The 23,972-nt window shown below is 37.2% G+C and carries 25 protein-coding genes and 1 riboswitch; of the genes, 19 read left to right on the top strand and 6 right to left on the bottom strand.

Annotation, left to right across the window (positions count from 1 at the left end):
* Window positions 1–204 precede the first annotated feature (204 nt).
* Genes pxpB through ACFX4R_RS08285 form a run of 4 tightly spaced genes read left to right on the top strand, consistent with a single transcriptional unit; the run spans window position 205 to window position 3,879 of the window.
* Window positions 205–927: a 5-oxoprolinase subunit PxpB gene (gene pxpB, locus ACFX4R_RS08300; protein ID WP_377569341.1), complete on the top strand. Its 723-nt coding sequence runs from the start codon at window positions 205–207 to the stop codon at window positions 925–927.
* Window positions 917–1,915, top strand: coding sequence for a 5-oxoprolinase subunit C family protein (locus ACFX4R_RS08295; protein ID WP_377569339.1), 999 nt, complete (start codon window positions 917–919; stop codon window positions 1,913–1,915). The genes pxpB and ACFX4R_RS08295 overlap by 11 nt, the downstream gene beginning before the upstream one ends.
* An 11-nt stretch (window positions 1,916–1,926) precedes the next feature.
* Window positions 1,927–2,682 (top strand): LamB/YcsF family protein, encoded by a 756-nt coding sequence (locus tag ACFX4R_RS08290; protein ID WP_097824201.1) that lies wholly within the window; start codon window positions 1,927–1,929, stop codon window positions 2,680–2,682.
* 9 nt (window positions 2,683–2,691) lie between these two features.
* Window positions 2,692–3,879, top strand: coding sequence for an NRAMP family divalent metal transporter (locus ACFX4R_RS08285; protein ID WP_377569337.1), 1,188 nt, complete (start codon window positions 2,692–2,694; stop codon window positions 3,877–3,879).
* Between the two features lie 42 nt (window positions 3,880–3,921).
* On the opposite strand, the gene trhA is transcribed toward ACFX4R_RS08285, so the two are convergent.
* On the bottom strand, window positions 3,922–4,572 hold the full coding sequence (gene trhA, locus ACFX4R_RS08280) for a PAQR family membrane homeostasis protein TrhA (RefSeq protein ID WP_013055671.1): 651 nt from the start codon (window positions 4,570–4,572) through the stop codon (window positions 3,922–3,924).
* A 382-nt stretch (window positions 4,573–4,954) separates the two neighbouring features.
* Between trhA and ACFX4R_RS08275 the strand changes: the two genes are divergently transcribed.
* From ACFX4R_RS08275 to ACFX4R_RS08260, 4 genes are all read left to right on the top strand, one after another.
* Window positions 4,955–5,593 (top strand): DUF1643 domain-containing protein, encoded by a 639-nt coding sequence (locus ACFX4R_RS08275; RefSeq protein ID WP_230183673.1) that lies wholly within the window; start codon window positions 4,955–4,957, stop codon window positions 5,591–5,593.
* Between the two features lie 101 nt (window positions 5,594–5,694).
* Entirely contained in the window at window positions 5,695–6,114 is a 420-nt protein-coding gene (locus ACFX4R_RS08270; RefSeq protein ID WP_043980102.1) for a hypothetical protein, read from the top strand.
* A 463-nt stretch (window positions 6,115–6,577) separates the two neighbouring features.
* Entirely contained in the window at window positions 6,578–7,231 is a 654-nt protein-coding gene (gene bluB, locus ACFX4R_RS08265; RefSeq protein WP_377569334.1) for a 5,6-dimethylbenzimidazole synthase, read from the top strand.
* Between the two features lie 168 nt (window positions 7,232–7,399).
* Window positions 7,400–8,431, top strand: a complete 1,032-nt coding sequence (locus ACFX4R_RS08260) for an AI-2E family transporter (protein WP_028407669.1) — start codon at window positions 7,400–7,402, stop codon at window positions 8,429–8,431.
* Here the strand turns inward: ACFX4R_RS08260 and ACFX4R_RS08255 are convergent.
* Window positions 8,428–9,306 carry a LysR family transcriptional regulator gene (locus ACFX4R_RS08255; protein ID WP_043980098.1) on the bottom strand — a complete coding sequence of 293 codons (879 nt, stop codon included), beginning with the start codon at window positions 9,304–9,306 and terminating at the stop codon, window positions 8,428–8,430. The genes ACFX4R_RS08260 and ACFX4R_RS08255 overlap by 4 nt on opposite strands.
* A 161-nt stretch (window positions 9,307–9,467) precedes the next feature.
* Here ACFX4R_RS08255 and ACFX4R_RS08250 point away from each other — a divergent pair, with 161 nt between their 5' ends.
* From ACFX4R_RS08250 to ACFX4R_RS08240, 3 genes are all read left to right on the top strand, one after another.
* Window positions 9,468–10,448 (top strand): zinc-binding dehydrogenase, encoded by a 981-nt coding sequence (locus ACFX4R_RS08250; RefSeq protein ID WP_028407670.1) that lies wholly within the window; start codon window positions 9,468–9,470, stop codon window positions 10,446–10,448.
* A gap of 231 nt (window positions 10,449–10,679) precedes the next feature.
* Entirely contained in the window at window positions 10,680–11,246 is a 567-nt protein-coding gene (locus ACFX4R_RS08245; RefSeq protein ID WP_230183675.1) for a DedA family protein, read from the top strand.
* A gap of 416 nt (window positions 11,247–11,662) precedes the next feature.
* Window positions 11,663–11,764: riboswitch (purine riboswitch) on the top strand.
* Between the two features lie 505 nt (window positions 11,765–12,269).
* On the top strand, window positions 12,270–13,598 hold the full coding sequence (locus tag ACFX4R_RS08240; protein ID WP_043980091.1) for an amidohydrolase family protein: 1,329 nt from the start codon (window positions 12,270–12,272) through the stop codon (window positions 13,596–13,598).
* Window positions 13,599–13,680: 82 nt separating this feature from the next.
* On the opposite strand, the gene ACFX4R_RS08235 is transcribed toward ACFX4R_RS08240, so the two are convergent.
* The 4 genes from ACFX4R_RS08235 to ACFX4R_RS08220 form a co-directional block, all read right to left on the bottom strand.
* On the bottom strand, window positions 13,681–13,815 hold the full coding sequence (locus ACFX4R_RS08235) for a hypothetical protein (protein WP_255255743.1): 135 nt from the start codon (window positions 13,813–13,815) through the stop codon (window positions 13,681–13,683).
* Between the two features lie 152 nt (window positions 13,816–13,967).
* The gene (locus ACFX4R_RS08230) at window positions 13,968–15,695 is read right to left on the bottom strand and encodes a putative ABC transporter permease subunit (RefSeq protein WP_377569332.1); all 1,728 of its coding nucleotides are present in this window, start codon (window positions 15,693–15,695) and stop codon (window positions 13,968–13,970) included.
* Window positions 15,692–16,471: an ABC transporter ATP-binding protein gene (locus ACFX4R_RS08225; protein ID WP_237074562.1), complete on the bottom strand. Its 780-nt coding sequence runs from the start codon at window positions 16,469–16,471 to the stop codon at window positions 15,692–15,694. The genes ACFX4R_RS08230 and ACFX4R_RS08225 overlap by 4 nt, the downstream gene beginning before the upstream one ends.
* A gap of 131 nt (window positions 16,472–16,602) precedes the next feature.
* Window positions 16,603–16,800: a cold-shock protein gene (locus ACFX4R_RS08220; protein WP_013055689.1), complete on the bottom strand. Its 198-nt coding sequence runs from the start codon at window positions 16,798–16,800 to the stop codon at window positions 16,603–16,605.
* 424 nt (window positions 16,801–17,224) lie between these two features.
* Between ACFX4R_RS08220 and ACFX4R_RS08215 the strand changes: the two genes are divergently transcribed.
* The 8 genes from ACFX4R_RS08215 to ACFX4R_RS08180 all read left to right on the top strand — a co-directional run bounded on the left by ACFX4R_RS08215 (window position 17,225) and on the right by ACFX4R_RS08180 (window position 23,970).
* Window positions 17,225–17,857 carry an NAD(P)-dependent oxidoreductase gene (locus tag ACFX4R_RS08215; protein WP_237074563.1) on the top strand — a complete coding sequence of 211 codons (633 nt, stop codon included), beginning with the start codon at window positions 17,225–17,227 and terminating at the stop codon, window positions 17,855–17,857.
* A gap of 171 nt (window positions 17,858–18,028) precedes the next feature.
* Window positions 18,029–19,015: a Gfo/Idh/MocA family protein gene (locus ACFX4R_RS08210; protein WP_162213700.1), complete on the top strand. Its 987-nt coding sequence runs from the start codon at window positions 18,029–18,031 to the stop codon at window positions 19,013–19,015.
* A 608-nt stretch (window positions 19,016–19,623) separates the two neighbouring features.
* Entirely contained in the window at window positions 19,624–20,166 is a 543-nt protein-coding gene (locus tag ACFX4R_RS08205; RefSeq protein WP_014461319.1) for a peroxiredoxin, read from the top strand.
* Window positions 20,167–20,285: 119 nt separating this feature from the next.
* Window positions 20,286–20,729, top strand: a complete 444-nt coding sequence (locus ACFX4R_RS08200) for a TlpA family protein disulfide reductase (protein ID WP_013055693.1) — start codon at window positions 20,286–20,288, stop codon at window positions 20,727–20,729.
* Between the two features lie 356 nt (window positions 20,730–21,085).
* Window positions 21,086–21,697 (top strand): sigma-70 family RNA polymerase sigma factor, encoded by a 612-nt coding sequence (locus ACFX4R_RS08195; RefSeq protein ID WP_322551772.1) that lies wholly within the window; start codon window positions 21,086–21,088, stop codon window positions 21,695–21,697.
* Window positions 21,690–21,836, top strand: a complete 147-nt coding sequence (locus tag ACFX4R_RS08190; RefSeq protein ID WP_013082003.1) for a YvrJ family protein — start codon at window positions 21,690–21,692, stop codon at window positions 21,834–21,836. The genes ACFX4R_RS08195 and ACFX4R_RS08190 overlap by 8 nt, the downstream gene beginning before the upstream one ends.
* Before the next feature lie 4 nt (window positions 21,837–21,840).
* Window positions 21,841–22,068, top strand: a complete 228-nt coding sequence (locus ACFX4R_RS08185; RefSeq protein WP_043980077.1) for a helix-turn-helix domain-containing protein — start codon at window positions 21,841–21,843, stop codon at window positions 22,066–22,068.
* A gap of 369 nt (window positions 22,069–22,437) precedes the next feature.
* Window positions 22,438–23,970, top strand: coding sequence for a sensor domain-containing diguanylate cyclase (locus tag ACFX4R_RS08180; protein ID WP_377569329.1), 1,533 nt, complete (start codon window positions 22,438–22,440; stop codon window positions 23,968–23,970).
* The last annotated feature ends 2 nt before the right edge of the window (window positions 23,971–23,972 follow it).

Here is a 23,972-nt window from a genome sequence, read left to right as displayed (position 1 = left end):
TGTTTTAGTAGAACATAAGATTATTTTATATTTATATAATGTTATCCATACAGGATAGGGATTTATTGTTCTTTTTTTTATTAGGTATATAAGAAATTATTATTCGAAAACAACAATTCCATTAGTAATTCTAATGAATGTATCTAACTACAGCATTAAAGGGAGCTGCTCAAACAATACTAAGTAAAAAAAGGAGGAGACGGAATGAGTCACGATTATCGACTTTATCCTCTTGGTGACAGCGGCATTGTCGTTTCGTTTGGAGACGAAATTAATTTCGGTATACATAAACGTATTCAGCAATTTACTGAGGTACTAGAGCAATCATTATGTAAGGGGATGATTGAATATGTGCCGGCTTTTACAACAGTTACAATTTATTATGACCCTTGGGTAATGAGTGAAAAAGGAAGAAGAAATCCTTACACAGCAATATCTACATATATTGAAGAGCTGCTTTTCCGCCAGGAAGAAAAATCTGAAGCGGTCGCTAGACAAATTGAAATTCCGGTGTGTTACGGAGGAAAGTACGGCCCGGACTTAGAGAGGGTAGCCGCTTTTCATTCATTAACGCCTGATGAAGTTATCTGCATTCATACAAATGGAGAATATTTGGTGTATATGTTAGGCTTTGCTCCTGGTTTTCCTTACTTGGGAGGGATGAGCGAAGAAATTGCGACTCCAAGAAAAGAATCACCGAGAAACAGCATCCCAAAAGGGTCAGTTGGCATCGCAGGAATGCAAACCGGCGTGTACCCAATTGAGACACCTGGAGGATGGCAGTTAATCGGGCGTACTCCTCTTACACTATTTAACCCCAAAAATGATTCGCCAAGCTTGCTTCAAGCAGGTGATCGTATCCGATTTGTTTCCATTTCTGAAACAGAATATGAAGCCCAAAAGGAGGTGGATGAAGATGAGTATTAAAGTGATACGTCCCGGTTTATTAACAACGATTCAAGATATCGGCAGACATGGATATCAAAAGGACGGCATGATTGTCAGCGGGGCAATGGACAAAGTTGCTTTAAGGATTGCCAACTTATTAGTAGGAAATCAAGAAAATCAGCCGGTTATTGAAATTACGTTAATGGGGCCAAAAATTGAATTTCAGCAAGATGCTTTGATTGCCCTGACGGGAGGGGATTTATCGCCAACTGTTAATGATGAAGCCGTAAAGATGTGGCGGCCTTTATATGTGAAAAAAGGGAGCGTGCTACAGTTTGGCGTTCCGACTTTAGGGTGCCGTTCTTATTTATCGGTTTCCGGTGCTTTTAATGTTCCTGCAGTTATGGGAAGTACATCTACTTCACTTCGCGCTCGGATAGGCGGGCTGCACGGTAAAGCATTACAGTCAGGGGACGAAATATTAAGCCACCCTCCTACAGAAACGGGGGAAGCAATTATAAAGAAACTGGTGAAAAAGCAAACGGACCGCTCTTTTCAGCAGGCTTTTTGGACGATTCATCCTAAACTTCTTCCTTCATACGAGACGCCTATTATCCGCACGATGAAAGGTGCAGAATTTGATTGGTTTACAAAAGAAAGTCAACAGCATTTCTTTAATCAAGAATTTGACGTTACCCCTCAATCTGACCGCATGGGCTATAAGCTAAAAGGGAAGAAATTAGTCCTTGGTCAAGAAAAAGAGCTGCTCTCTAGCGCTGTGACGTTCGGTACGATTCAAGTACCAAAAGAAGGACAGCCCATTGTTTTATTAGCAGATCATCAAACGACAGGAGGATATCCTAGAATCGGACAGGTAGCAACTGCAGATTTTTCAGCGCTGGCGCAAATTTCTCCAGGGAAAAAGATTTCTTTTCAAGCAATTTCACTGGATGAAGCACAGCATTTATATATGGAGCAGGAAAAGAAAATAAATCATATTAAAAGAGCACTTCGAATGAAAATATAAGGGGGAAGAAGATGGCTACCGTTGATTTGAACTGTGACTTAGGGGAGAGCTTTGGGAACTATAGATTAGGAAATGATAAAAAAATTTTACGCTATGTAACGTCAGCAAACATTGCTTGTGGCTTTCATGCCGGAGATCCTTCGGTTATGAGAGAAACAGTAAAGCTGGCTTTGAGTGAAAATGTGGCGATTGGCGCCCACCCGGGATTGCAAGATTTAGCTGGATTTGGACGTAGATATATGAAAATTACGCCTCGAGAAGCTTATGATTTAATGGTGTATCAAATGGGGGCTCTTTCAGCTTTTATACGTGCAGAAGGAGGGACCCTTCATCATGTGAAACCTCATGGCGCTTTATATAATATGGCTGCAGGGGATCGAGACATAGCTAAAGCTATTGCTGAAGCTGTTTATAATGTTAGTGAGGAAGCTATTCTATATGGTTTGGCTGGAAGTGAATTGATTAAAGCCGGAAACGAAATGGGCTTGCGTACGTCTCAGGAAGTATTTGCAGATCGAACCTATCAACAGAACGGCATGCTGACGCCGAGAAACGTTGAAAACGCCGTGATTCAAGATGAAGGAGCGGCTATTTCTCAAGTAATTAAAATGGTCAAAGAAAAGAAAGTGTTTACTGTGCAAAATGAAGAGATTCCCATTCAAGCAGATACCGTTTGTATTCATGGAGACGGTGCACATGCTGTTGAATTTGCCAAAGCTATTTGTGACAAGCTAAAAGAAGAACAAATCATTATTCAACCACAATGAGGTGACATCATGAAAAAAGAGCGCAACTGGAGCGTGCTGCTCGGAGCAGCATTTTTAATGGCTACTTCAGCAGTGGGTCCAGGTTTTTTAACTCAAACAACGGTCTTTACACAAGCACTCGCCGCAAGTTTTGGTTTTGTCATTTTACTGTCGATTTTATTAGACATTGGCGTTCAGCTAAACGTATGGCGTATTATTGCCGTTTCAGAAAAAAGAGCACAGGATATCGCTAACAGTGTTTTGCCAGGTCTCGGCTTATTTATTGCTATTTTAATTGTAATCGGAGGCTTAGCATTTAATATTGGAAATGTAGGAGGAGCGGGTCTTGGCTTCAATGCGCTATTTGGTATTTCCCCTAAAGCTGGTGCAGTCATTACAGCCATCATTTCTATCGCAATTTTTTTAGTCAAAGAAGCCGGAAAATTAATGGATCGATTTGCTCAATTAATGGGCGGAATATTAATTATTTTAATGGTGTATGTGGCTATTTCGTCCGCTCCCCCAGTAGGAGAAGCAGTCTCTAAATCATTTTGGCCGGAGCACATTGACGTAATGGCGATTGTTACTCTTGTAGGAGGAACGGTAGGAGGATATATTACATTTGCAGGAGGTCACCGTTTATTAGATGCAGGAATTAAAGGAAAAGCCGCGATTCCTGAAGTAACAAGAGGAGCAGTATCTGGTATTACGATTGCTTCGATCATTCGAATTTTTCTATTTTTAGCGACATTAGGTGTGTTGAGTCAAGGGTTAAAACTGAATCCTGATAATCCACCAGCCTCTGTTTTTCAGTTAGCCGCAGGGGATATTGGCTATAAATTATTCGGTGTCGTCATGGCAGCAGCGGCTATCACTTCAGTTATTGGTTCAGCATATACATCGGTTTCCTTTGTTAAATCCTTCAGCAAAAGGATTGAGAAATATGAAAACTGGATTATCATTGCCTTTATTACGATTTCAACCCTAGTTTTCCTAACGATTGGCCAGCCGGTCACTCTGCTTATTTTAGCTGGAGCATTAAATGGGTTAATCTTACCTATTACACTCGGAACAATGCTTATAGCGGCGTATAAAAAGAAGATAGTAGGCGATTACAAGCATCCGACTTGGCTTACCATTTTTGGCGGTGTTGTGGTCGTTATTATGGCTGTGCTAGGAGTCTATACGCTTGTGACTCAAATGGCAAAACTGTGGTAAGGAATTCTATAACCAATTAAAAAAGGGCCCTCTGGCCCTTTTTTAATTGGTTATAGGCAATACATATAAAATGATTGCTAAAAAGTGGAGTACGGTTCCGCCAAGAACAAACATATGCCAAATCATATGATGAAAACGAAATCCTCGCCATACGTAAAAAACGGCCCCGATTGTATACAACACGCCTCCAACTACGAGAAGGACAATTCCTTGATGGGCAATGTTTTGAGTTAACGAATCCCAAGCAAAAACAATCATCCATCCCATAAATACGTAAAGAATGGTGGAAATAAAAAGGAATTTCTTTACAAAAAAAGCTTTGAATACAATTCCTGCAAGAGCGATGCCCCATACAATTCCAAAAAGTGTCCAGCCGGTGGTTCCTTTTACTGCGATAAATAAAAATGGAGTGTACGTACCGGCAATAAACAAATAAATAGAAGAGTGGTCAAATATCTCAAAAAGATCTTTTACCTTACCTTCCGGAAAACTATGGACAAGCGTAGAGGAGACATAGAGAAGCAGCATGGTTACTCCGTAAATAGTAAAACTGATAACATGCCAAGGCGTTCCTTCTAACGAAGAAAGTACGATTAAAAGCGTTAATCCAACAATGCTGAGTACGGCTCCAACGCCGTGTGTAATCGCATTTGCAATTTCTTCTCCTCTTGTAAATGTGTGTGTAGTAGCCATTTACAAAATCCTTTCTTTACACAAATTTATCTTCTATTTTCTCAGAGGATCAGGTTTGAACATACCTGCTGAGAAAAAATCCGTAACTGTCAAAAACATGAGTGAAAAAGTCATTGGTTATTTCTTTATTATAGACCATTCTTTTGATTTTATCTATTTTGACTGGAGGGCCGAAAAGAGGAAAGATATATATGTGAATATTCACTAGCTGTAAAAAGCATGTATAGAAGAAAAAATTGCTTTTTGAAAAAATGGAAGAAAAGTTGTCATGAAGGCATGATTTTGAAATACATATAAAATAAAACTTTTAACAGTCAAGGTTACGATTACTGCTTAGCTCATTTGCAATAGATAAGTAACAAGATTGTAAGAAGGCAGGGGGATGGAAGCAGTGAAAAAAGAAGTTATTTTTGATGAAACAGGCACATACAAATACTCTCTATTATGCAAATGGAGTGAAGTAAACGAACGTAAACTTACGTTTATCTTGTCATTTCCAGAAAATACGTATGAATACAGCGACGATACAGCTGTATCCAAATGCATAGAACTGGCGCAAAAGTGGGGATTTGGAGTTTTAGAAATCGTTTATTTATTCAGCTATCAAACCGATCATGTTTCGTTTTTACGCATGCTTTCAAAAGAAGAAGCTGTTGGAACAAGAGCAGGTGAGTATATTCAAAAAGCAGTGGAAGATGCTGAACTGGTTGTGGTAGCTTGGGGTGATCATGGAAGCATTTATAACCGGCAAGAAGAAGTAGAACGCTTTTTGAAACACAAGCCGGTATACTGTTTTGGAAAAACGAAGCAGCAATTTCCTCGCCATATTTTATCCGTGGTGCACCGCACAGAATTACAAAAATACGAAATGCCGGCTAATCGTGAAGAGTCGGAAGAAGTTTCTTCGTTTATTGAAGACATAGATCAAAGTTTTGGTGGAGAGGATTATTCTCCAATTAAACAACTAACAGAAGAAGAACCGCTTATGTTTATTGAAGACATTGCCAGTATGTATCGGTAAAAAGAAGAAGCGAGGTTTATATTCCTCGCTTTTTCGTTAGTATAAAACACCAAGTTTTGTCATATGGTTGTATCAAGAAGCGTGTGTGAAGGGGGAACTTTATGAAGTTGAATGAAGTATTGCACCGCATCACAACTATTTATAATGAGTTAGAAGAAGAGTGCTTTCAATATATAGGGACTGTGATCAACGAAAATGCAGAGCTGGATATTTCTCGTCTAGAAGAATTAAGTACGCTGTTAAACTTCGTATATGAATGCTCGGAGGATGTATTAGTAGGTTCTATTTTAACAAAATTGGATTATGGACAACCCATTTATCAATTTGCTATGTTAAAGCCTATTTCCCTTGAAGGAAATGAAGATAAGTTAGATATTTTATATGAAGAAAAGGTAAAAGTAGAAAGAGCTATTCTAGATGTGTATACAGCTCAGCGAAAGAAGTTATTGACTCAAGCAGCTGAAGACTTAAAAGAACTGCACTACGAGCTGCAGACCTATGTGTATGCTTGCAACATATAAATGAATCTGTTGAAATGGCAAGGCATATATACAAATAAAAGGGAACATGTTAGGATAAATAAAAAGAACTCCTAATCAAAGAGTTCTTTTTATTGTAAAATATATGATTTTGAACTAGTAAAGCATAAAGACGGTGGTAATGGCAGTTACCCTTTTCTTTGTGCTTTTTTTATCCGATTGTATTGATGATACTGCTTACTGCGTTAAAAAAGTTCATAAGTACCTCGTTTAGCATGTAATATGCCCCCTCTCTTACTAAATATGTACAATCAAATTATCCAATTGTGTTAATTATGCTGCTTACCGCGTTAAATAAGTTCATTAAAACGTCGTTGAACATGTTTGCAACCTCCTTTATGATAGATTCATATAGTAATACGAGAAAACATAAAGTTTGGATCACATTTTTTTAATGTTTTTTAGAAAAATAGTTAAAAAGAGAATTTAATGGAGGTTGAAGAAGATGAATTCGTTTACAAACGACGAAAAGCAAGCGGTGTACAAAGCGATTTATGGAAGAAGAGATGTACGAACATTTTTGTCTGATGAGATTCCGAATGAAACGGTTTATAACATTCTGCAGGCTGCTCACAGCGGACCTTCCGTCGGGTTTATGCAGCCTTGGAATTTTATATTAGTATCTGATACAGAAGTGAAAAATAAACTTGCCTGGGCAGCAGATAAAGAGAGAAGAGCACTGGCTATTCATTATGAAGATGAAAAGAAAGAAGATTTTTTAGAGCTCAAGATTCAAGGATTAAAAGAAGCGCCGTTAACTATTTGCGTAACGTGTGATCCAACAAGAGGGGGCTCTCATGTTCTCGGAAGAAACTCAATTCCAGAGACCGATATGATGTCAACTGCGTGTGCGATTCAAAATATGTGGCTTGCTTCATATGCAGAAGGACTGGCAATGGGGTGGGTAAGTTTTTATAAGAAAAATGATGTACGTGACATTTTACATATTCCTCCTCATATTGATCCTGTAGCGCTTATGTCAATTGGCTATACAGATAAATATCCTGAGAAACCAATCTTAGAACAAGCTAACTGGGAAAAAAGAAGGGATTTAGACAAGCTAATTTATCATAATGTATGGGAAAATGAAAAAGAATAGCGGAGAGAAAATAAAGACATACTAAAAAGCGCCGAAATATAGTAAAATTTGAATATTAAATGATACACTATATATAGCGAAAGCGGATATGAGCGTCTAGCGTATCCGTTTTATTTATATGTATACAAATGACTTGGGAAAAAGAGAGATAGGAGAATTGAAGGTTTCATGAATATTGCAAGAAGTTGGCTTCACAACAAACTTACTATTCGCATCATTACGCTTATTATCATTACAGTTTTACTTGTCAGCATTAGAAGTATGCTTCAGCTGCTGTTATTTACGTTTATTTTCACCTTTTTAATTGGTCGTCTTCAACAAACGTTAAGAAGAAAGCTTCCGCTTAATTCAACGCTTATACTCATCGTCATCTATATCGCACTGATTGGGGCGCTCGGTATTGTAGGATATGTATATATCCCGGTTATTATGACGCAAGTTACTGAGCTTGTACAGAAGCTGATGTATTTTTACAAACACCCCCCTGATAATACATTCGTCACCTATATTATCGATAATCTAAAGAGATTCAAATCACCAGAGAATATTCAGCAGAATATTGATTTAGTATACAGCTATTTATCTAATATTGGAAAAGTAAGTGCACAAGTTTTCTTAGCACTCTTGTTAAGCCTATTCTTTTTACTTGAAAAGTCGCGGATTCACCGATTATTTGTCCAACTGGAACAATCTAGGCTGGGCTGGTTTTTCAAAGAAGCTGGCTATTTGGGGAGAAAATTTGTTAATTCCTTCGGCAAGGTAATAGAAGTTCAGTTTATTATCGCTTTTGTGAACAGCATTTTGTCCGTTATTGCGCTGTGGGTGTTAGGGTTTCCTAATTTGCTTGCACTTGGCGTTATGGTCTTTCTACTAGGGCTAGTGCCGGTTCTTGGGGTATTTGTTTCACTCATTCCACTTTGTACAATCGCTTACAGTTTAGGAGGCGGTGTAAAAGTACTATCTGTGTTAATTATGGTGGTAGTACTTCACGCACTTGAAAGCTATGTATTAAATCCAAAGCTCATGTCATCTAAAACAAACTTGCCAACATTCATTACGTTTATCATTTTAGTGTTTGGTGAACACTTCTTGGGCGTATGGGGGCTAATTCTTGGTATTCCTATTTTTATTTTCTTTTTAGATTTAGTAGGCGTAGATTCAGCCCAGCAACTGTCAAAAAAAGAAACCTCCGCAGACTAGTCTGCAGAGGTTTCTTTTTTTAAGCAGCGTATCGTTTTTTGAATAGTAGGATGATCGCGATGCTTAAGTTTATAAGCAAGAAAGATCTGATTTTTTACTGCTAAATGTTCAAGTTCGATTTTTACTTTTTTTTCTCGAAGTGCTTCTTGAATTAAATAGCGGGGAAGCAGGCTGATTCCCATGTGATGCTGAATGGCTTTTAACACCGTTTGAAGATTTGGAATCACGTGATGAGGCTGAATTTCAGGTCGTTTTTTAAAATGCTGCCGCCAAAAACGTCTAATAATAGGAAGTTCAAGACCATAGCTAATCCACCGCTGGTTGTATAAAAACTCTTCTACGTCTTTACTAGCTGTCATTTCAAAAGAAGGAGGGACGGTTAAGACAAACTCTTCTTCTTCAATGACCGTATATTCAATTCCAGGTATTTGCAATCTTTGGGTTGTAATCGCAATATCAATTTCGTCGCTTTGTATCTTTTCAAGCAAAACAGAAGCAATACCAAACTGGCTGTAGCAGCGGATGCCTGCATCTTTTATTCTTTCTAAAGCTTGTTCGGTAAAATACTCTACGGGAGAACCAATTTTTACGACCGGCAGCGCGTCGGGAGATGAAGCGGTCATTTTTAATTCAATTGAAGCAGCTTCTAGACTTTCAATTAACGGGACAATACGCGTGTACAGTTCTTTACCTTTTTCTGTTGGAATCATTTTTCTCGGTGCACGGATAAATAAACCTTCCCCTATTTCAGCTTCTAAAGCAGCTAAGTGCTGACTCATGGCCGGCTGCGTTAAGATCCTCGCTCTGGCTGCTTCAGAAACGGATCGATATTTGTAAATGCTAATAAAGCTGCGATACCATTCAAAATCAATCATTTATGCTATCCTTTCTTATAAATTTATTTATGGATATCTATTTATTTTCTAATTTGTATTATAGACAAGCTCTCTTTAAAATAAAAATAGTAAGCAAATCATTTTTAGATAAAATAATAAAAGCAACGCTAGGCAAATGATTTAAAAAGGAGAGTTAGACTGTGAAAGCATTATTATTGCAAGATAAAAATAAATGGACAGAAATGAAAGTAGAAGAAATAGAAAAACCTCTTCCAAATAAAGGGGAAGTAGTAGTTGAAGTGCACGCAGTGGGACTTAATCCCGTAGATTATAAAACGGCTACTAATGGAAATCCTTATTGGACATATCCTCACATTCTAGGTTTAGATGTAGCTGGGACAATTGATGAAGTTGGAGAAGGAGTAGTTGACTGGAAAAAAGGAGACCGCGTTGTCTATCACGGGGACTTTATGAAAAAAGGCGGATATGCTGAATATGCGGTTACAACTGCTCATTCAATTTCGCGCATTCCTGATGCTGTTACATTTGAAGAAGCTGCTGCTTTGCCTACGGCAGGTTACACAGCGTATGAAGCACTATTTCGTAAACTTCCAATGAACCATATTCAAACCATCTTAATTCATGGAGGAGCTGGAGGCGTAGGAGGCTTTGGCGTGCAGCTTGCTAAAAACGCTGGAAAAACCGTTTTCTCAACAGCTTCAGCACATAATCATGAGTATGTGAAGTCGTTAGGAGCTGATTATGTAATTGATTATCGCGAGGAAAACGTCGCGGAAAAAGTATTGGAGCTGACAAATGGCCGCGGCGTAGATGCTGTGCTTGACACGGTGAGCGCAAAGAACGCAACGGATTCTTTAGATATGATTGCCTATAGAGGACATTTAGCACATATTGCTGGTGCACCTGATTATACAAAAGTAAAGCCTTTTACAAAGGTGATTTCTTATCATGAAGTAGCTTTAAATGCTGCACACCACATTGATGACATGATTGCGCAAGCGGATTTAGCAAAAATGGGCGATGAGCTTTTAGCATTAGTAGCAGAGAAGAAAGTAGCTCCGATGATTGAGCGCATCATCTCGTTAAAAGAAGTGCCGAGTGCATTAGAAGAGCTTTCAAAACGCCATGTGAAAGGGAAAATCATTGCTAAAGTTAAATAATAGCAGAAAAAAACTCTTTTATTATAACTAATAAAAGAGTTTTTTTCTGCTATTTTCTTTTTTTGCGTTACTTCACTTATGAACTGCATATGATAGAAGATAATCGAATATAGCAAACGGGTGCGTATGAGCTTTTTTTACTAGTAAAATTGCTTTGAAATCGTGAAATTTTGAATAGTTTGAGTTATGATGAAAGAACGTGAAATTTGTATGATTGAAAGGAGAAAAAAGGTGCAAGGGTTTATTGATTTTGTACAAAATTTAGGCATAGTGGGCATCTTTATTGCTACAGCAATCGAAGCTGCGGCAATTCCTTTTCCGTGTACGTTATCGATTTTGCTTATTGGCTCGGTGCTGCAGCTCTCAATATGGAAAATCCTTATTGTTTCAGCTGTTAATACCGTTATTTATATCGCATTCAACTATATTCCGTTCGTTATGGGATACAGGTTTGAATCTATTACCAAGCGCTGGTTTGGTGAAAAAAATATAAAACGTGCCCAAAAATGGTTTCATAAATATGGAAAATGGAGTATTACGATTTCCCGTCCCATCAGTATCGCAAACTATATAACCTATTTGGCAGGTCTTAGTAAAATCAAATCTAGGGACTTTGTTTTATACAGCACCTTAGGCATTTTTCCGTGGTTTGTTTTTTTGCTCTATGTAGGAGGACTTGGAGATATTGAAAAAATCCAAAAATATTTGCATGATGTTGATCGTTTAATATTTGTTATTCTCGTAATCGGAGTGATAGTTGGTGCAGGCTGGTGGATGAAAAAGAGAAAAGATACATAAAAAAGGATCTGCCTAAATAAGCACTACCTTAAAATAAGAGAGTTTTTAAATTAAGGTTTTCATAATTCAAAAGAGCTGCCTCTGAGCCGAGTTTTCGACTTAGAGGCGGCTCTTTTATCCCCTTATGTATACGGAACCATTCCGTACGCTCTCTCTCGGACCAGCCTTTAACATGTGTTAAACGGAACCCTAGATCGCTTTTTTGTCTTCAACAGAGCGAAGACCTTTATAGGTAATGTAAGTAGTTCGAAGTATAAGCAGGATTATAGGAAGATGCAACTACTGTGTTAGATAGTTTAACAAACTTTTTGAAAAAGTAAACTTTTGTAAAAGGCGAACTATATATAATTTTATTAAAAAGATTATTCGTTTATAGTTGACTTACAGAAAGACCTATAGTATATTTGTAGACAAGAAAAAGCTAAATACGGTTCACTCATATATGTTTGAGAATATGGCTCAGACGTTTCTACCTTATCACCGTAAATGATAGGACTATGAGTAAAAAGTGAATCTAGGTTCCCATTTTTACGTCAGTAGAAAGTTTGGTCCAAGCGATTCACATATTCATTTTTGAAAAGAAGTGGATATGACACCGAAGGGATAAAAGCCCAGGCGGGTAGGTTTTTGCTCATTGTATTTGAGAGACCTGCCTTTGTTTGGGCTTTTTCTTATGTGTCTATTTACAGTATGAGCGAGTGATGAAAATTTCTTGTTTGTATCTGCATTGCTTTCTGGGGAGAATAGCGATGCAAAGCATGAAATCACTCACTGAAGCTTTATCTGTAAGCCCTCATTTAACCATGGGAAGTATATTCTATCTATTTTCTAGCATTTTTTCTTTGATGAGCAGCGTGGGGACGCTGCTCCTTTTTTTGTTCTTGCTTTTTTCTCTGTAAATAAAGGTCTCTAAAGAGAAGGTGATTTGCGAAATTTGGCGAATTAATGCTTTAAACAATAAATGATAGAGAAGATAAAGCGGTCTATGAAAAATGAAGAAGTTGAAAAATTGAGGAGGGAATTATGTTGCTTCACTTAATTAATGTTCGTTTGCCAATTATGCACGACCACGCTCTTTTTGAAGTGAAAATTTCAAATGGAATGTATACTTCTATCGTTTTACAAAACGGCTATCTTGAAGGTGACGAGTTTTTTCCGCTGCACGCGGCCGTGTTAGGAAAAGAAACGTCACTTGATGCACAGGGTCGTGTGCTATTACCAGGATTTGTAGATATGCATATGCATTTAGACAAAGCTCATTCGCTTCCTCAAGTGCCCAATATATCTGGAACTCTTCAAGAAGCCATTAAAAATTACAGCAGCAGCCTGCCGGCATTTCCAGAAGAAGAAATTAAGCAGCGAATGTTAAAAACTGCTTTACAGGCATTAGCTAACGGTACGACTACGATTCGAACGCATATTGATTTTGACTGCAGCATGGAAGAAGATAGTTTATTTCGAAGTTTACAAGCGGCTGTCGAAGTGAGAGATGAATTAAGCCCGTATATGGACGTGCAGGTTGTTCCGCTATTCTCTAACCTAGACATTGATGATATGCATAAGATGAATAAAATTGAACGAGCATTCGACCTTGAAATTGATGCGATTGGAGGCTGTCCTCATTTAGCTAGAAATCCAGAAAAAGAGATTGATGCTCTATTTTCGCTGGCTCAAGCCTATAATAAACCTCTTGACTTACATGTGGATGAAAGCGATGATCCGTCTGTTGATACAATAATTAATATTGCTCACAGAACAATTGAATTAAATATGGAAGGAAAAGTGGTAGTGGGGCATCTTTGCTCGCTTGCAGGAATGACTGATGCAAAAGTGAAAGAAATCTTAAATCTTTTAAAACAGGCGAAAATTGGAGTTGTCACATTACCTGCTTCTAATTTATATTTACAGGGAAGAGAAGATAAAGGAATTGTAAGACGAGGCGTAACGCGTATTCGCGACATACAAAAAGCAGCGATTCCAATTGCTACTGCATCTGATAACGTGAACGACCCCTTTCATCCGTTTGGAAAAGCAGACTTGCTGCAAGTAGGGTTACTAACTGCCTATGCTGCACATATGGGAAGTCCGGATGATCAGCGGCAGTTGCTCCGAATGATTACAAGTATACCAGCCCGGCTGATTGGAAAAGAAAAGTATGGAGTGGAAGAAGGAAACGAAGCAAACTTTGTTCTATTAAATGTGCAGTCTGTACAGGAAATATGGACTGAACTTCCCGAAACTCGCTTTGTTTTCAACAAGCATCGCTGGCTTAGCGTAAAAGAGACGCATCAGCGGCTCGCTGATGCGAACTTGACCAATCTTTGGCAGGAAAACCAAATTTTAATTGGTTAAAAACGAGGTTGAGACATAACTATATCAATTTAATCTAAAGACGAACAAATGGTATAAATCATCTAATAGATATCACTACTTGTTACACCGCTGTTGATTTCCGTTCAAGACTTCGCTTTCCGCGGGCGGCCGGTGAGCCTCCTCGTCGCTTGCACTCCTGCGGGGTCTCACCTATTTCGCTTTTCCCGCAGGAGTCTGCGTCTTGCCCTCCAATCAACAGCTAGAAGCAATTATATACATGAATCCTACGTGCACCATCCTAATGAAAAGATCCGAACGAAGTGGATTCTCCATCAAAAATCCACTTCGTTCGGATCTTCCTTCGACGAATATACTCTTGTATGTGCCTCATCTCTATAAATGTTTTGTTTAGCTCTGGCTTCCCAAAGTGGAACGTGATTGTACTTTTGCCACTCGAATACCTTTGTTTAAGCGTATTGTACTAAGTTTTAACATCAGAAAAGCAATGCCTATTGAAAAGATAATTATAAGAGCAATGCCTATTAGATAAGTTATAGTAGGATGTGCCATTTTAAATGAAAGCAATTCAGAAACTAGACCAGCTATGAAACCAATGAATCCACTTCCTGCAAGTTCGTCTGCAAATACTTTAAATGAAGAAGGGAGGTTTAGTAAAGCAAATGGAATAAGGGCAATAAATAAATACACATAGGCTAAAATTGCTAAGAGAATCGACACACCAAATGTAAGACGGTTCTGAGGGTTGTTAGGGTTGTGCTTAGCACCAATGGTACCTAACCAAATTCCCATACTGCTAATCCCAATAGTTAAAATTCCTTTTAGCAAAATACCACTGATTATTTGCACAGCAGACCAATGAATGAACAAGCCTAAAACAATTTCAATAGTTGATAGCAGGATGAAAGGGAGCAACCAGCTCATCCACAGCTTACCTAGTGCAAGTTGCCAACTGGAAATCGGCAGACTTTTTATAAGTGATGCTGTCTCTGCTTCACGTGCAATTGAAGAAGCAGACATTGACCCATTAAAGAGAGCGTAAAAAAATAAAAAGAAAACTTGTACACCGAGCCATACATTATCTTTATAAGAAATAATATTCTCTAAAGTAGCTCCACTTTTTAAAAAGCCAATGGTAGGAAATATCAGAAAGAATACAAAAGGCATAAAAACGAGCCATTCTCGCAAATCTCTTTTTATATTTTTCCAATCTGTCAACCCAATAACCATAACTGGATGGTGAACTCGATATTTTTTGCTAAATGAAATTTTAGCTCTTTTTTTGGCTTTTCCTTCACTTAAACGAACCCATCCAGTTCTAAATCCTTTTTCTACTAAAAAAGAAGATAAAAGTACACTAAGAAAAGCCAAACCCATAATACTTAATGCGGGTAAAAAAGCATGAACAGATCCTTTAGCACTTGAGGTTATTGCTGTGCTCGCCCAGTAAAAAGGTGTCCAGTTAGGAAATAAGGGAAGGGCTGTTATTGCTTTTTCAAAAGGTGCTCCATTAGAGCTAAAATTGGGAAGTTGAAATAATACATATACAATAACACCTGATAAAGCACTCATGGCTGTCATAAGCTCGTTTGCTCTTTGTGCAGGAATAAGTTGAACCAACAGGAGATTAAGTAAATAACAAATAGAAAGGCCTATCACGGCTGTACTTAATAAAACGGCTAAGGAAATAATATAGAATAAAAAATGAGCGTGAACTTGAATACCGTAGACGATCAACGGTATATAAAATAGAAAAAACATGATTAATGGTGTAGAAAGGAAACTCTTAATATATTTCACCCAAAAAAGCTGTTTTGTTGGAATGGGCATTGTAAATAAAAAGGATAAATCTAAAGAGGAATACAAGTTTTTAAATACCTGCGGGATTCCCATTAAGACAAGCATGCCCATTAACAATAAACAGCTATAAGAAAATAAGCTGCTCACCGTCTCAAAAGAGAGAGAGGGTGCCACGCTCCATACGCCTTTTGACAGAAAATACACAATAAGAGCAATAAATAAAGTAGAAAATCCAATCGTGGCGTAAGCTTGTTTTTTAGAAGATTTAACATGGTTAAGAAGTAGTTTTCCTTCTGTTTGGAGCAAGAGTTTCATCATTGATTTTCACCAGCTTTTGCAAGTTCTTCTATAATGTTTTGCTGCTCTTCATTTCCTATTAAATCGAGGAAGATGTCTTCAAGACTGGACTGATTATTGTTCGCTTGCTCTCTAAGCTCTTTCATAGAACCTAAAGCAATAACTTCTCCATCTAAAATAATGCCAATTCGATCACAAAGCTGTTCAGCAATTTCTAAAATATGAGTAGTGATAAAGACCGTTACGCCATTATCGCAAAGCCTACGTAATAGATTCTTTAGCGTTCGTGCACTTTTGGGGTCAAGTCCTACAGTTGGTTCGTCCAAAAAAATAATTTTAGGGTTATGTAAAAGCGCTCCGCATAAGGCGATTTTTTGTTTCATGCCGTGTGAGTAGCCTTCAATGAGTTCATGTGCTCGTTCTTCTAGCTGAAAAAGATGTAACCATTTAGTGGAGCGTTTCTCGAATTCGTCAGCAGATAATTTAAAAATCGAGGCGACAAACTGTAAGTATTCCATGCCGGTGAGTTTTAAGTAAAGTGTAGGTTGATCAGGAACGTAGGCGATTTTTTGTTTTGCTTCAACAGGGGACTCCCACACATTAATTCCGCACACATTAATAGAGCCGGAAGAAGGTTCTAATAGTCCTGTCATCATTTTAATAGTCGTTGTTTTTCCTGCACCGTTAGGGCCTAAAAAGCCGAATAGTTCGCCAGTTTCTACGGTTAAATTAATGTTTTTTACCGCTTTGTACGAACCGTAACTTTTAGATACATTTAATAGTGAAATAGAGTGCATCTTTATCCTCCTCACTTGTTTTTCTACTATCATATACGACTGAAAAAGGATAAAGTTTCATAAAATGTAATAAAAAATCCAAAAAAGAGCATAAAAAGAAGCTGTCACATTAGTGACAGCTTCTTAATCAATTACTTTTGAACGTTAGCAGCTTGTGGTCCACGAGCTCCATCTTCGATTTCAAATGTAACTTCTTGACCTTCTTCAAGTGATTTGAAACCTTCGCCTTGGATAGCTGAGAAGTGTACGAATACGTCGTCTTGTCCTTCTACTTCGATGAATCCAAAACCTTTTTCTGCATTAAACCATTTTACTTTACCTTGTACCATTGTAGTACCTCCTGTGTGGAAAATCCACGAATATATTACTATCTCTGCTCAATTTCAATAAGAATCACTTTAAAGAAAGTCTTTCTATTTGTTAACACCGAACAAGAAATAATATACCTAGTATAACACTTTTTCATAAAAAAGAAACCTTTTTTCATAAAAAAGTACTCTGAGATAAAAATAAGTTGAAAATATGGATATATTTTGAAATGGTAAATAAGCTATTTTTTTATGGATCTTTAGCAATCACTAAAATCTTTTATCTCGTAAAAAAAATGAATACCGAGGTTGACAAATTGAGCGAATTGTAACTATAATGGTTACAACGAGCTAAGAAGAATTAGTAGTCCTATAAAAAGCTCAAATTTTTTTGTGTTGTATGTAACTATAGTGGTTACAACTAAAATAAAAGGAGAGAATAAAAATGAAAATTGGTGTTATTGGAGCAACAGGAAAAGCAGGTCAATTAATTATGGAAGAAGCAAAACAGAGAGGACATGAAGTAACAGCCATTGTTCGAAATGCTTCTAAACTAAAAAATCAAACAAACGTAATGGAAAAAGATATTTTTGCCATCACTTCAAAAGATATTGAACAGTTTGATGCTGTGGTAGATGCATTTAATGCACCTCCTGGAAGCGAACAGCTTCACGTTGAGTCTATACAATCACTTATTAAAGTATTTCAAGGTGTGCAAACGCGACTCGCAGTAGTGGGCGGAGCGGGAAGTTTATTTGTAGATGCAGAAAAAACAGCGCCTTTAATGAGCACAGACGGTTTTCCAGCAGCTTATTATCCAACTGCTTCAAACATGGGCAAAGGTTTAAAAGAACTTGAAAAGTCGACTATAAATTGGACTTATTTAAGCCCAGCAGCCTTTTTTGATGCAGAAGGTGCTCGCACGGGAGCCTATCAATTAGGAAAAGATCATGTGATCACAAATAGTCAAAATGAAAGTTATATTAGCTATGCGGATTACGCGATTGCTTTAATAGATGAGTTAGAGAATAAAAACCATGTGAATGAACGCTTTGCTGTAGTGGGTGAAAAAGCATAAGCTTACGTTTGAGTCATATTGAAAAACAGCTTGCATTTGATGTGAGCTGTTTTTTTATGGAACAAAATAAATATAAAGCAATGGAAAATGGTATAGATTTTTTATTATTTCTTCGTTTTTCTTTTTAAAAACGATACAATACAACATAGATGATAAAAAGGAGATGAAAAGATGATTCGTTTTGGTGTAATAGGAACAAACTGGATAACAGATCGACTGTTAGAATCAGCTCAGTATGTAGACGACTTTCAGCTGGCAGCTGTTTATTCTCGAACGATTGAAAAAGCAGAAGAATTTGCAGGTAAATATGATATTCCTCATATATTTACTGATTTAGAGGAAATGGCAGCGAGTGCTGAAATTGATGCAGTGTATATTGCTACTCCAAATGCTTATCATGCGGAACAAGCTATCTTATTTTTGAAAAATAACAAGCATGTATTGTGTGAAAAACCGCTCGCAGCCAATGCAACAGAAGTAACTCGCATGATTCAAACAGCCAAAAATCACAAGGTGTTACTAATGGAAGCGATGAAATCAACCCTTCTTCCTAACTTCAAAGTGATTCAAGAGAACTTACATAAAATTGGTCCAATTCGGAAATACGTTGCATCTTACTGTCAGTATTCTTCTCGTTACGATAAATATAAAGAAGGTATCGTGCTTAATGCCTTTAAGCCAGAGCTTGCAAACGGTTCACTGATGGATTTAGGTGTATATTGTCTTTATCCTCTGATTACGTTGTTTGGAGGGCCTCATAAAATAAAGGCAACGGCGTTTATGCTAGAATCTGGAGTAGATGGAGAAGGGTCAGTTGCTTTAGAGTACGAAGATCGTGACGCGGTCATCATGTATTCTAAAATTACAAATTCGCATTTGCCAAGTGAAATTCAAGGAGAAAAAGGCAGTATGATTATTGACAAAATACATACCGCTGAAAAAGTAGAAATTCGGTACAATGACGGACGGGTAGAAGAGTTAACGGTCGATCAGCCTTATCCTGCTATGTACTATGAAATAAATGAATTCGTAGAGCTGTTAAAGCAAGGAAAGATGGAATCGGACACAAATTCTTATGAGAATTCATATTTAACAATGCATGTGATGGATAAAGTGCGAGAGCAAATCGGTCTTGTATATCCAAATGATAATAAATAACAGAGGCTGGGCAAAAGTAGTTTAGTTGAAGAAAGATCCGAACGAGTTTGATTCTTGATGGAGAATCAAGCTCGTTCGGATTTTTTTATTGATAGGGTAAAAGTAGGTTTCATGTATGAAGTTGCTTCTAGCTGTTGCACGAAAATCAACAGCGGTGTAACCCATCATCCATACTAGATCATTTTCTAATTTGTTCGTCTCTAAATTGGATTGAGATAGTTATGTCTCATTCTCTTTTATTGTCGCTATAAAGAACATAATTGAGATTCGAAATCTTGCTTCGGCACATTTTAAAAGCAAATATGTTGAAACAAGGGAAGTTTTTTAGTATCTTCTATCTTTATCTATCCCTGCATACATAGGATTAATCAAAGGAAAGAATAAAAAGAGTGGAAAATATTCGATAATCAATCCTAGATTAAAATGATTATAAAAAAGTATTGACTATAATAATAGCTCGTGTATAATAAACAATGTAATCAATAGTCATTACTAGTTTATAATGATACTAATAATCGTTATCAAATAGAAGCTGTCATTGATTGCATTAAAAATAATACATACAAGCATAAGCTTGTAAAATACATCGTACAAGGAGAGGTTTTGACATGGCAGAACGTATGGTAGGAAAACAAGCACCACGCTTCGAAATGGAGGCTGTACTTGCAAATAAGGAATTTGGAAAAGTAAGTTTAGAAGAAAATATGAAAAACGGTAAATGGACAGTATTGTTCTTCTATCCAATGGACTTTACATTCGTATGTCCAACAGAAATTACAGCTCTATCAGATCACTACGAAGAGTTTGAAGATCTAGATGCTGAAGTTGTAGGCGTTTCTACAGATACAATTCATACTCACTTAGCTTGGATTAACACAGATCGTAAAGATAATGGACTTGGAGATTTGAATTATCCATTAGCTGCAGATCCAACTCACGCAGTAGCACGTGATTACGGCGTGTTAATTGAAGAAGAAGGCGTAGCGCTTCGCGGGTTGTTTATTATTAATCCAGAAGGTGAATTGCAATACGCAGTTGTAAACCATAACAACATCGGCCGCAGCGTAGAAGAAACATTACGTGTACTTCAAGCTCTTCAAACTGGCGGACTTTGCCCAGCTAACTGGAAACCAGGTCAAAAAACACTTTAATAAATAGCGGTGGAGTAGAGGAGAAATTCCTCTACTGCTGCCATTAAAATAGAAAAGGCAGTTTTCTAACTATAAAAAACAGAATATTCAGTTTAATTAATGTGGAGGAGGATTTTAAAATGAAATTACGTGAACAAATGCCTGAATTAACTGGAGCAACATCTTGGATTAACGACGAAGTAACAAAGGAAGACTTAGTAGGTGATAAAGCAACGCTTATCCACTTTTGGTCAGTAAGCTGCCATTTATGTAAAGAAGCAATGCCTGAAGTTAATGATCTTCGTGATGAGTATGATGATCAATTGAATGTTGTAGCAGTTCATATGCCTCGTTCGGAAGATGACTTAGATATGGGTGTTATTGAGGCAATGGCAATGGGACACGATATTACTCAGCCAATTTACGTAGACAGTGAGCATAAGTTAACAGACGCTTTTGAAAATAAATATGTACCAGCATATTATGTATTTGATAAAGAAGGTCAGCTTCGCCATTTCCAAGCGGGTGGAAATGGAATGCCGATGCTTCGCAAACGTATTAACCGCGTTTTAGGCGAAGAATAATCTCTACATGAAGAAGAAATAAAAAGGCCGGGATAAAAATATTTTAGCCGAAGTGAAAAACGAACCACTAATCAAAATATTTGATTAGTAGTTCGTTTTTTTTGTTGTGTCACAAGCGGGATCAGCTCATGTATCCTATTTATTCGTCTTTAAATTGGATTCATTTCGTTATGTCTCAATCTCTTTTTTATTTTTTACTGAGTCGTTTTCATTATTAATGAGCAATTCATCATATTGACATAAAAAACCTAATATAGTTAAATTTATATAAGAACAAGCGTTCGTTTTTGGTGTTGTTATTTTACTCTTTTCTCCCTTTTTAATAAGTATAAGAAAAAAAGGAGGAGATTTGCACAATGACTCAGCTCTATTCGCAGCAAGAAAAGCGGCATGACAAAGAATGTACCTTTCATACATTTCTTACAAACCACAGCCCAACTCTTCAGACTCATATAATGAATACATTTTTGACACCAGAACGCTATGAGCGATTACAAAAAGCGGTTGTTAAACATGATACAAAAGAACAAAGACTTCTAAACAAAGAATTTCATCAGTTTTATAGCGAAGTTAGATTGCTTCATTATATTAACAAGCTTTGCAGACATTATTCCAGAGATGTTATGCGTATCAAAGAAAAAGAGCGTTCTTATATTCCTCTTCGCCTGCAGCAGCCGGCTGCGCTAGATGGAAATCGAACAGTGGAAGATATGCTAGGAGTACAGGACGGGGCTGTATGGGAGCATGAATTTTTAGGAAATCAACTTGAAAATCGTATTCTTCATCATGCATTTCGCCAATTAACGGCCAAGCAGCAGTGTATGCTGCACTTGATTATTGTCGAACGCTGGACTCATAAAGAAATCGCTGCTTATTTTTCTATTTCTCAGCAAGCGGTTTCTAATCATTATCAACGTGCGCTAAGCAAGTTGAAAAAAATTATGAAGGTGAGTGATAGATATGTTTGATCCTCAGTGGCTTCAACTTGTTGGAAACGTAGGATTTCCTGCTGTCCTTTCTTTTTATTTATTACTGCGTGTAGAAAACAATATAAAGAGACTTGAAGAAAAAGTAGAGAAATTAACAACTGACTTAAGAAAGAAGTGAAGAAATGGAAACTCTATATGAGCTTGTAAGTAAAGTGAAAGCTGGAGATGAAGAGGCGTCAAGGCGTTTATTAAAAAAGCTGGAACCAAAACTAAATAAAGCTGTTCAAAGCTTTTCGCTGCATGAGAGAGAAGACGTAAAGCAAGATTTAAAGATTAAAATTCTTTCCGCTGTTAAGACGTTTGATTTTTCCAAAACGCCAGGACTTTGGGAATTTTTACGCCATAAATAAAAAAGAGCGCTCGTTGTATCGGCGCTCTTTTTTTATTTTTGCTGAAGTTTGACTACTTACCTTACGAAAATACAAAAAATAGAAAATGGATGAATATTAAAAAAAAGGTAAAATATTATGTGTGCAAATAGAGTTTAGTAGTATACTAACAAGTAGAATTTCTTGTATAAAAGGAAGATAATCACTCTTTATATAGAGAGGATTGTCGGCAACGAATAGAGGATAGAAGAGTTTTATTTAATGAAGGAAAAAATCGTGCTGTTCGATAAATCGAACAGCACGATTTATAAAAAGGGGCAGTAAACAATATGTAAGCTAAGAAGCCTATTGTTTTTTGTTTTAGCTTTTTGGAAAGAGGTGAAGAATAAAGTGAGTCAACTTCTCTTTAATATCACGTTAATTATTTCTTTCATGTTTGCTGCGAGTATAGTTCGAGAGCAAATCATTTCTAGAGTAGAAGGAATAAGCCGGTACAAAATGTATCGCTTAATTTATTACGGATGTTCTTACGGCCTATTAGGCAGCATTTTAATGATATATACAATTAAAATAGATTCTACTATTATTCTTGACCTTCGCTTTTTAGCGGTGACAATTGTCTGTCTTTATGCAGGAATGGTACCTGCTATCATTGCGGCTTGTATTATAGGGGTAATGCGTCTGCTTTTGTTTGGAATTACGGCAAGCGGAATAATAGGGGCTGCTGCAATTATCGTAATGGCTTTACTGTCTGGGTGGACGGTTCGCTTACCTTATCGTCCATTTATTCGTTTTCAATTAATGAATTCTATTAGCTTGCTTTGCGTATTCTTCTCATTGTCCTTTCTTTTTAAAGATATCAAGCACGCTGCTACAATTATCATTTATTTACTGCCTGCTTCTTTTATAGGTGGGTGTTTGGTGTATCTGGTAGGTAGATATATATATGTATCTCGAGTAACGACAAGTCAGCATAAAAAGCTGTCTAAAATGTTTTCAGTTATGATTCAAAATGCAAAGACAGGTACCATGATTGAAACGCCAGAGCGCGAAGTAGCTGTTATTAATCAAACTTTTTGTGACATGTTTGACATACCCGGACCTCCTAATCAATACGTGGGATTGAAAAGTAATCAGCTGTTTTTATCTCACGCTCCTATATTGAAAGATCCTGCTAGGTTTTTAAAAACGGTAGAAAGCACCGTTTATTCAAAAGAGTCAATAGTAGATGAAGAAATTACGTTTATTAACGGTAAAATTTATGCGCGTGACTACATTCCAATCTATGAAGGTCATGTGTATATTGGCCACTATTGGGAATATCGAGATATTACGGAGAAAAAGAAGGCTGAGTGTGATCTTCGCAAAGCCAATAAAAAGCTTGAAATGCTGTCCATGAAAGATGGCTTAACAGGTCTGAACAATCGCCGATCTCTTGATAAACAGCTGGAAAATGAGTGGGAATATGCACAGAAAGAAAAAGAGCCGCTTTCTTTTCTATTATTTGATATTGATTATTTTAAAGCGTATAACGATACCTATGGCCATATTCAAGGAGACGAATGCTTAAAAGAAGTAGCGAATATTGCTAAAAGCGTTGTTTTTGACGAAGCGGCTTTTGTTGCAAGATACGGAGGAGAAGAGTTTGGTATATTGCTTCCTCGAGCTAATCAATATGAAGCGATAAAAATGGCAGAAGCTATTAGACAGCAAGTGCAGCAGCGTGCAATTATCCATCAAGCTTCTGACGTGTTTAAGTGTGTCACAATCAGTGTTGGAATAATGACAGTCGTTCCATCCGAACACATACAGCTGATTTCAATTGTCCATGGAGCAGATCAGGCTTTATATGAAGCAAAGCGTACGGGTCGAAATCGAATTTCAGTATATTCTCACCACAAAGAAGCTGACTCAAACGTTTGAGT

This window comes from Priestia sp. YIM B13490 (assembly GCF_042787735.1).
Classification (GTDB): Bacteria; Bacillota; Bacilli; order Bacillales; family Bacillaceae_H; genus Priestia; species Priestia megaterium.
Note: the sequence above shows the minus strand (reverse complement) of the source record. Positions and strands in the feature narration are given on the sequence as shown.

What these genes read in the sequence shown, in the direction of transcription:
- pxpB (WP_377569341.1), top strand. Translation starts at nt 205, where the DNA reads ATGAGTCACGATTATCGACTTTATCCTCTTGGTGACAGCGGCATTGTC.
- ACFX4R_RS08295 (WP_377569339.1), top strand. Translation starts at nt 917, where the DNA reads ATGAGTATTAAAGTGATACGTCCCGGTTTATTAACAACGATTCAAGAT.
- ACFX4R_RS08290 (WP_097824201.1), top strand. Translation starts at nt 1,927, where the DNA reads ATGGCTACCGTTGATTTGAACTGTGACTTAGGGGAGAGCTTTGGGAAC.
- ACFX4R_RS08285 (WP_377569337.1), top strand. Translation starts at nt 2,692, where the DNA reads ATGAAAAAAGAGCGCAACTGGAGCGTGCTGCTCGGAGCAGCATTTTTA.
- trhA (WP_013055671.1), bottom strand. Translation starts at nt 4,572, where the DNA reads ATGGCTACTACACACACATTTACAAGAGGAGAAGAAATTGCAAATGCG.
- ACFX4R_RS08275 (WP_230183673.1), top strand. Translation starts at nt 4,955, where the DNA reads ATGGAAGCAGTGAAAAAAGAAGTTATTTTTGATGAAACAGGCACATAC.
- ACFX4R_RS08270 (WP_043980102.1), top strand. Translation starts at nt 5,695, where the DNA reads ATGAAGTTGAATGAAGTATTGCACCGCATCACAACTATTTATAATGAG.
- bluB (WP_377569334.1), top strand. Translation starts at nt 6,578, where the DNA reads ATGAATTCGTTTACAAACGACGAAAAGCAAGCGGTGTACAAAGCGATT.
- ACFX4R_RS08260 (WP_028407669.1), top strand. Translation starts at nt 7,400, where the DNA reads ATGAATATTGCAAGAAGTTGGCTTCACAACAAACTTACTATTCGCATC.
- ACFX4R_RS08255 (WP_043980098.1), bottom strand. Translation starts at nt 9,306, where the DNA reads ATGATTGATTTTGAATGGTATCGCAGCTTTATTAGCATTTACAAATAT.
- ACFX4R_RS08240 (WP_043980091.1), top strand. Translation starts at nt 12,270, where the DNA reads ATGTTGCTTCACTTAATTAATGTTCGTTTGCCAATTATGCACGACCAC.
- ACFX4R_RS08230 (WP_377569332.1), bottom strand. Translation starts at nt 15,695, where the DNA reads ATGATGAAACTCTTGCTCCAAACAGAAGGAAAACTACTTCTTAACCAT.
- ACFX4R_RS08225 (WP_237074562.1), bottom strand. Translation starts at nt 16,471, where the DNA reads ATGCACTCTATTTCACTATTAAATGTATCTAAAAGTTACGGTTCGTAC.
- ACFX4R_RS08220 (WP_013055689.1), bottom strand. Translation starts at nt 16,800, where the DNA reads ATGGTACAAGGTAAAGTAAAATGGTTTAATGCAGAAAAAGGTTTTGGA.
- ACFX4R_RS08215 (WP_237074563.1), top strand. Translation starts at nt 17,225, where the DNA reads ATGAAAATTGGTGTTATTGGAGCAACAGGAAAAGCAGGTCAATTAATT.
- ACFX4R_RS08210 (WP_162213700.1), top strand. Translation starts at nt 18,029, where the DNA reads ATGATTCGTTTTGGTGTAATAGGAACAAACTGGATAACAGATCGACTG.
- ACFX4R_RS08205 (WP_014461319.1), top strand. Translation starts at nt 19,624, where the DNA reads ATGGCAGAACGTATGGTAGGAAAACAAGCACCACGCTTCGAAATGGAG.
- ACFX4R_RS08200 (WP_013055693.1), top strand. Translation starts at nt 20,286, where the DNA reads ATGAAATTACGTGAACAAATGCCTGAATTAACTGGAGCAACATCTTGG.
- ACFX4R_RS08195 (WP_322551772.1), top strand. Translation starts at nt 21,086, where the DNA reads ATGACTCAGCTCTATTCGCAGCAAGAAAAGCGGCATGACAAAGAATGT.
- ACFX4R_RS08190 (WP_013082003.1), top strand. Translation starts at nt 21,690, where the DNA reads ATGTTTGATCCTCAGTGGCTTCAACTTGTTGGAAACGTAGGATTTCCT.
- ACFX4R_RS08185 (WP_043980077.1), top strand. Translation starts at nt 21,841, where the DNA reads ATGGAAACTCTATATGAGCTTGTAAGTAAAGTGAAAGCTGGAGATGAA.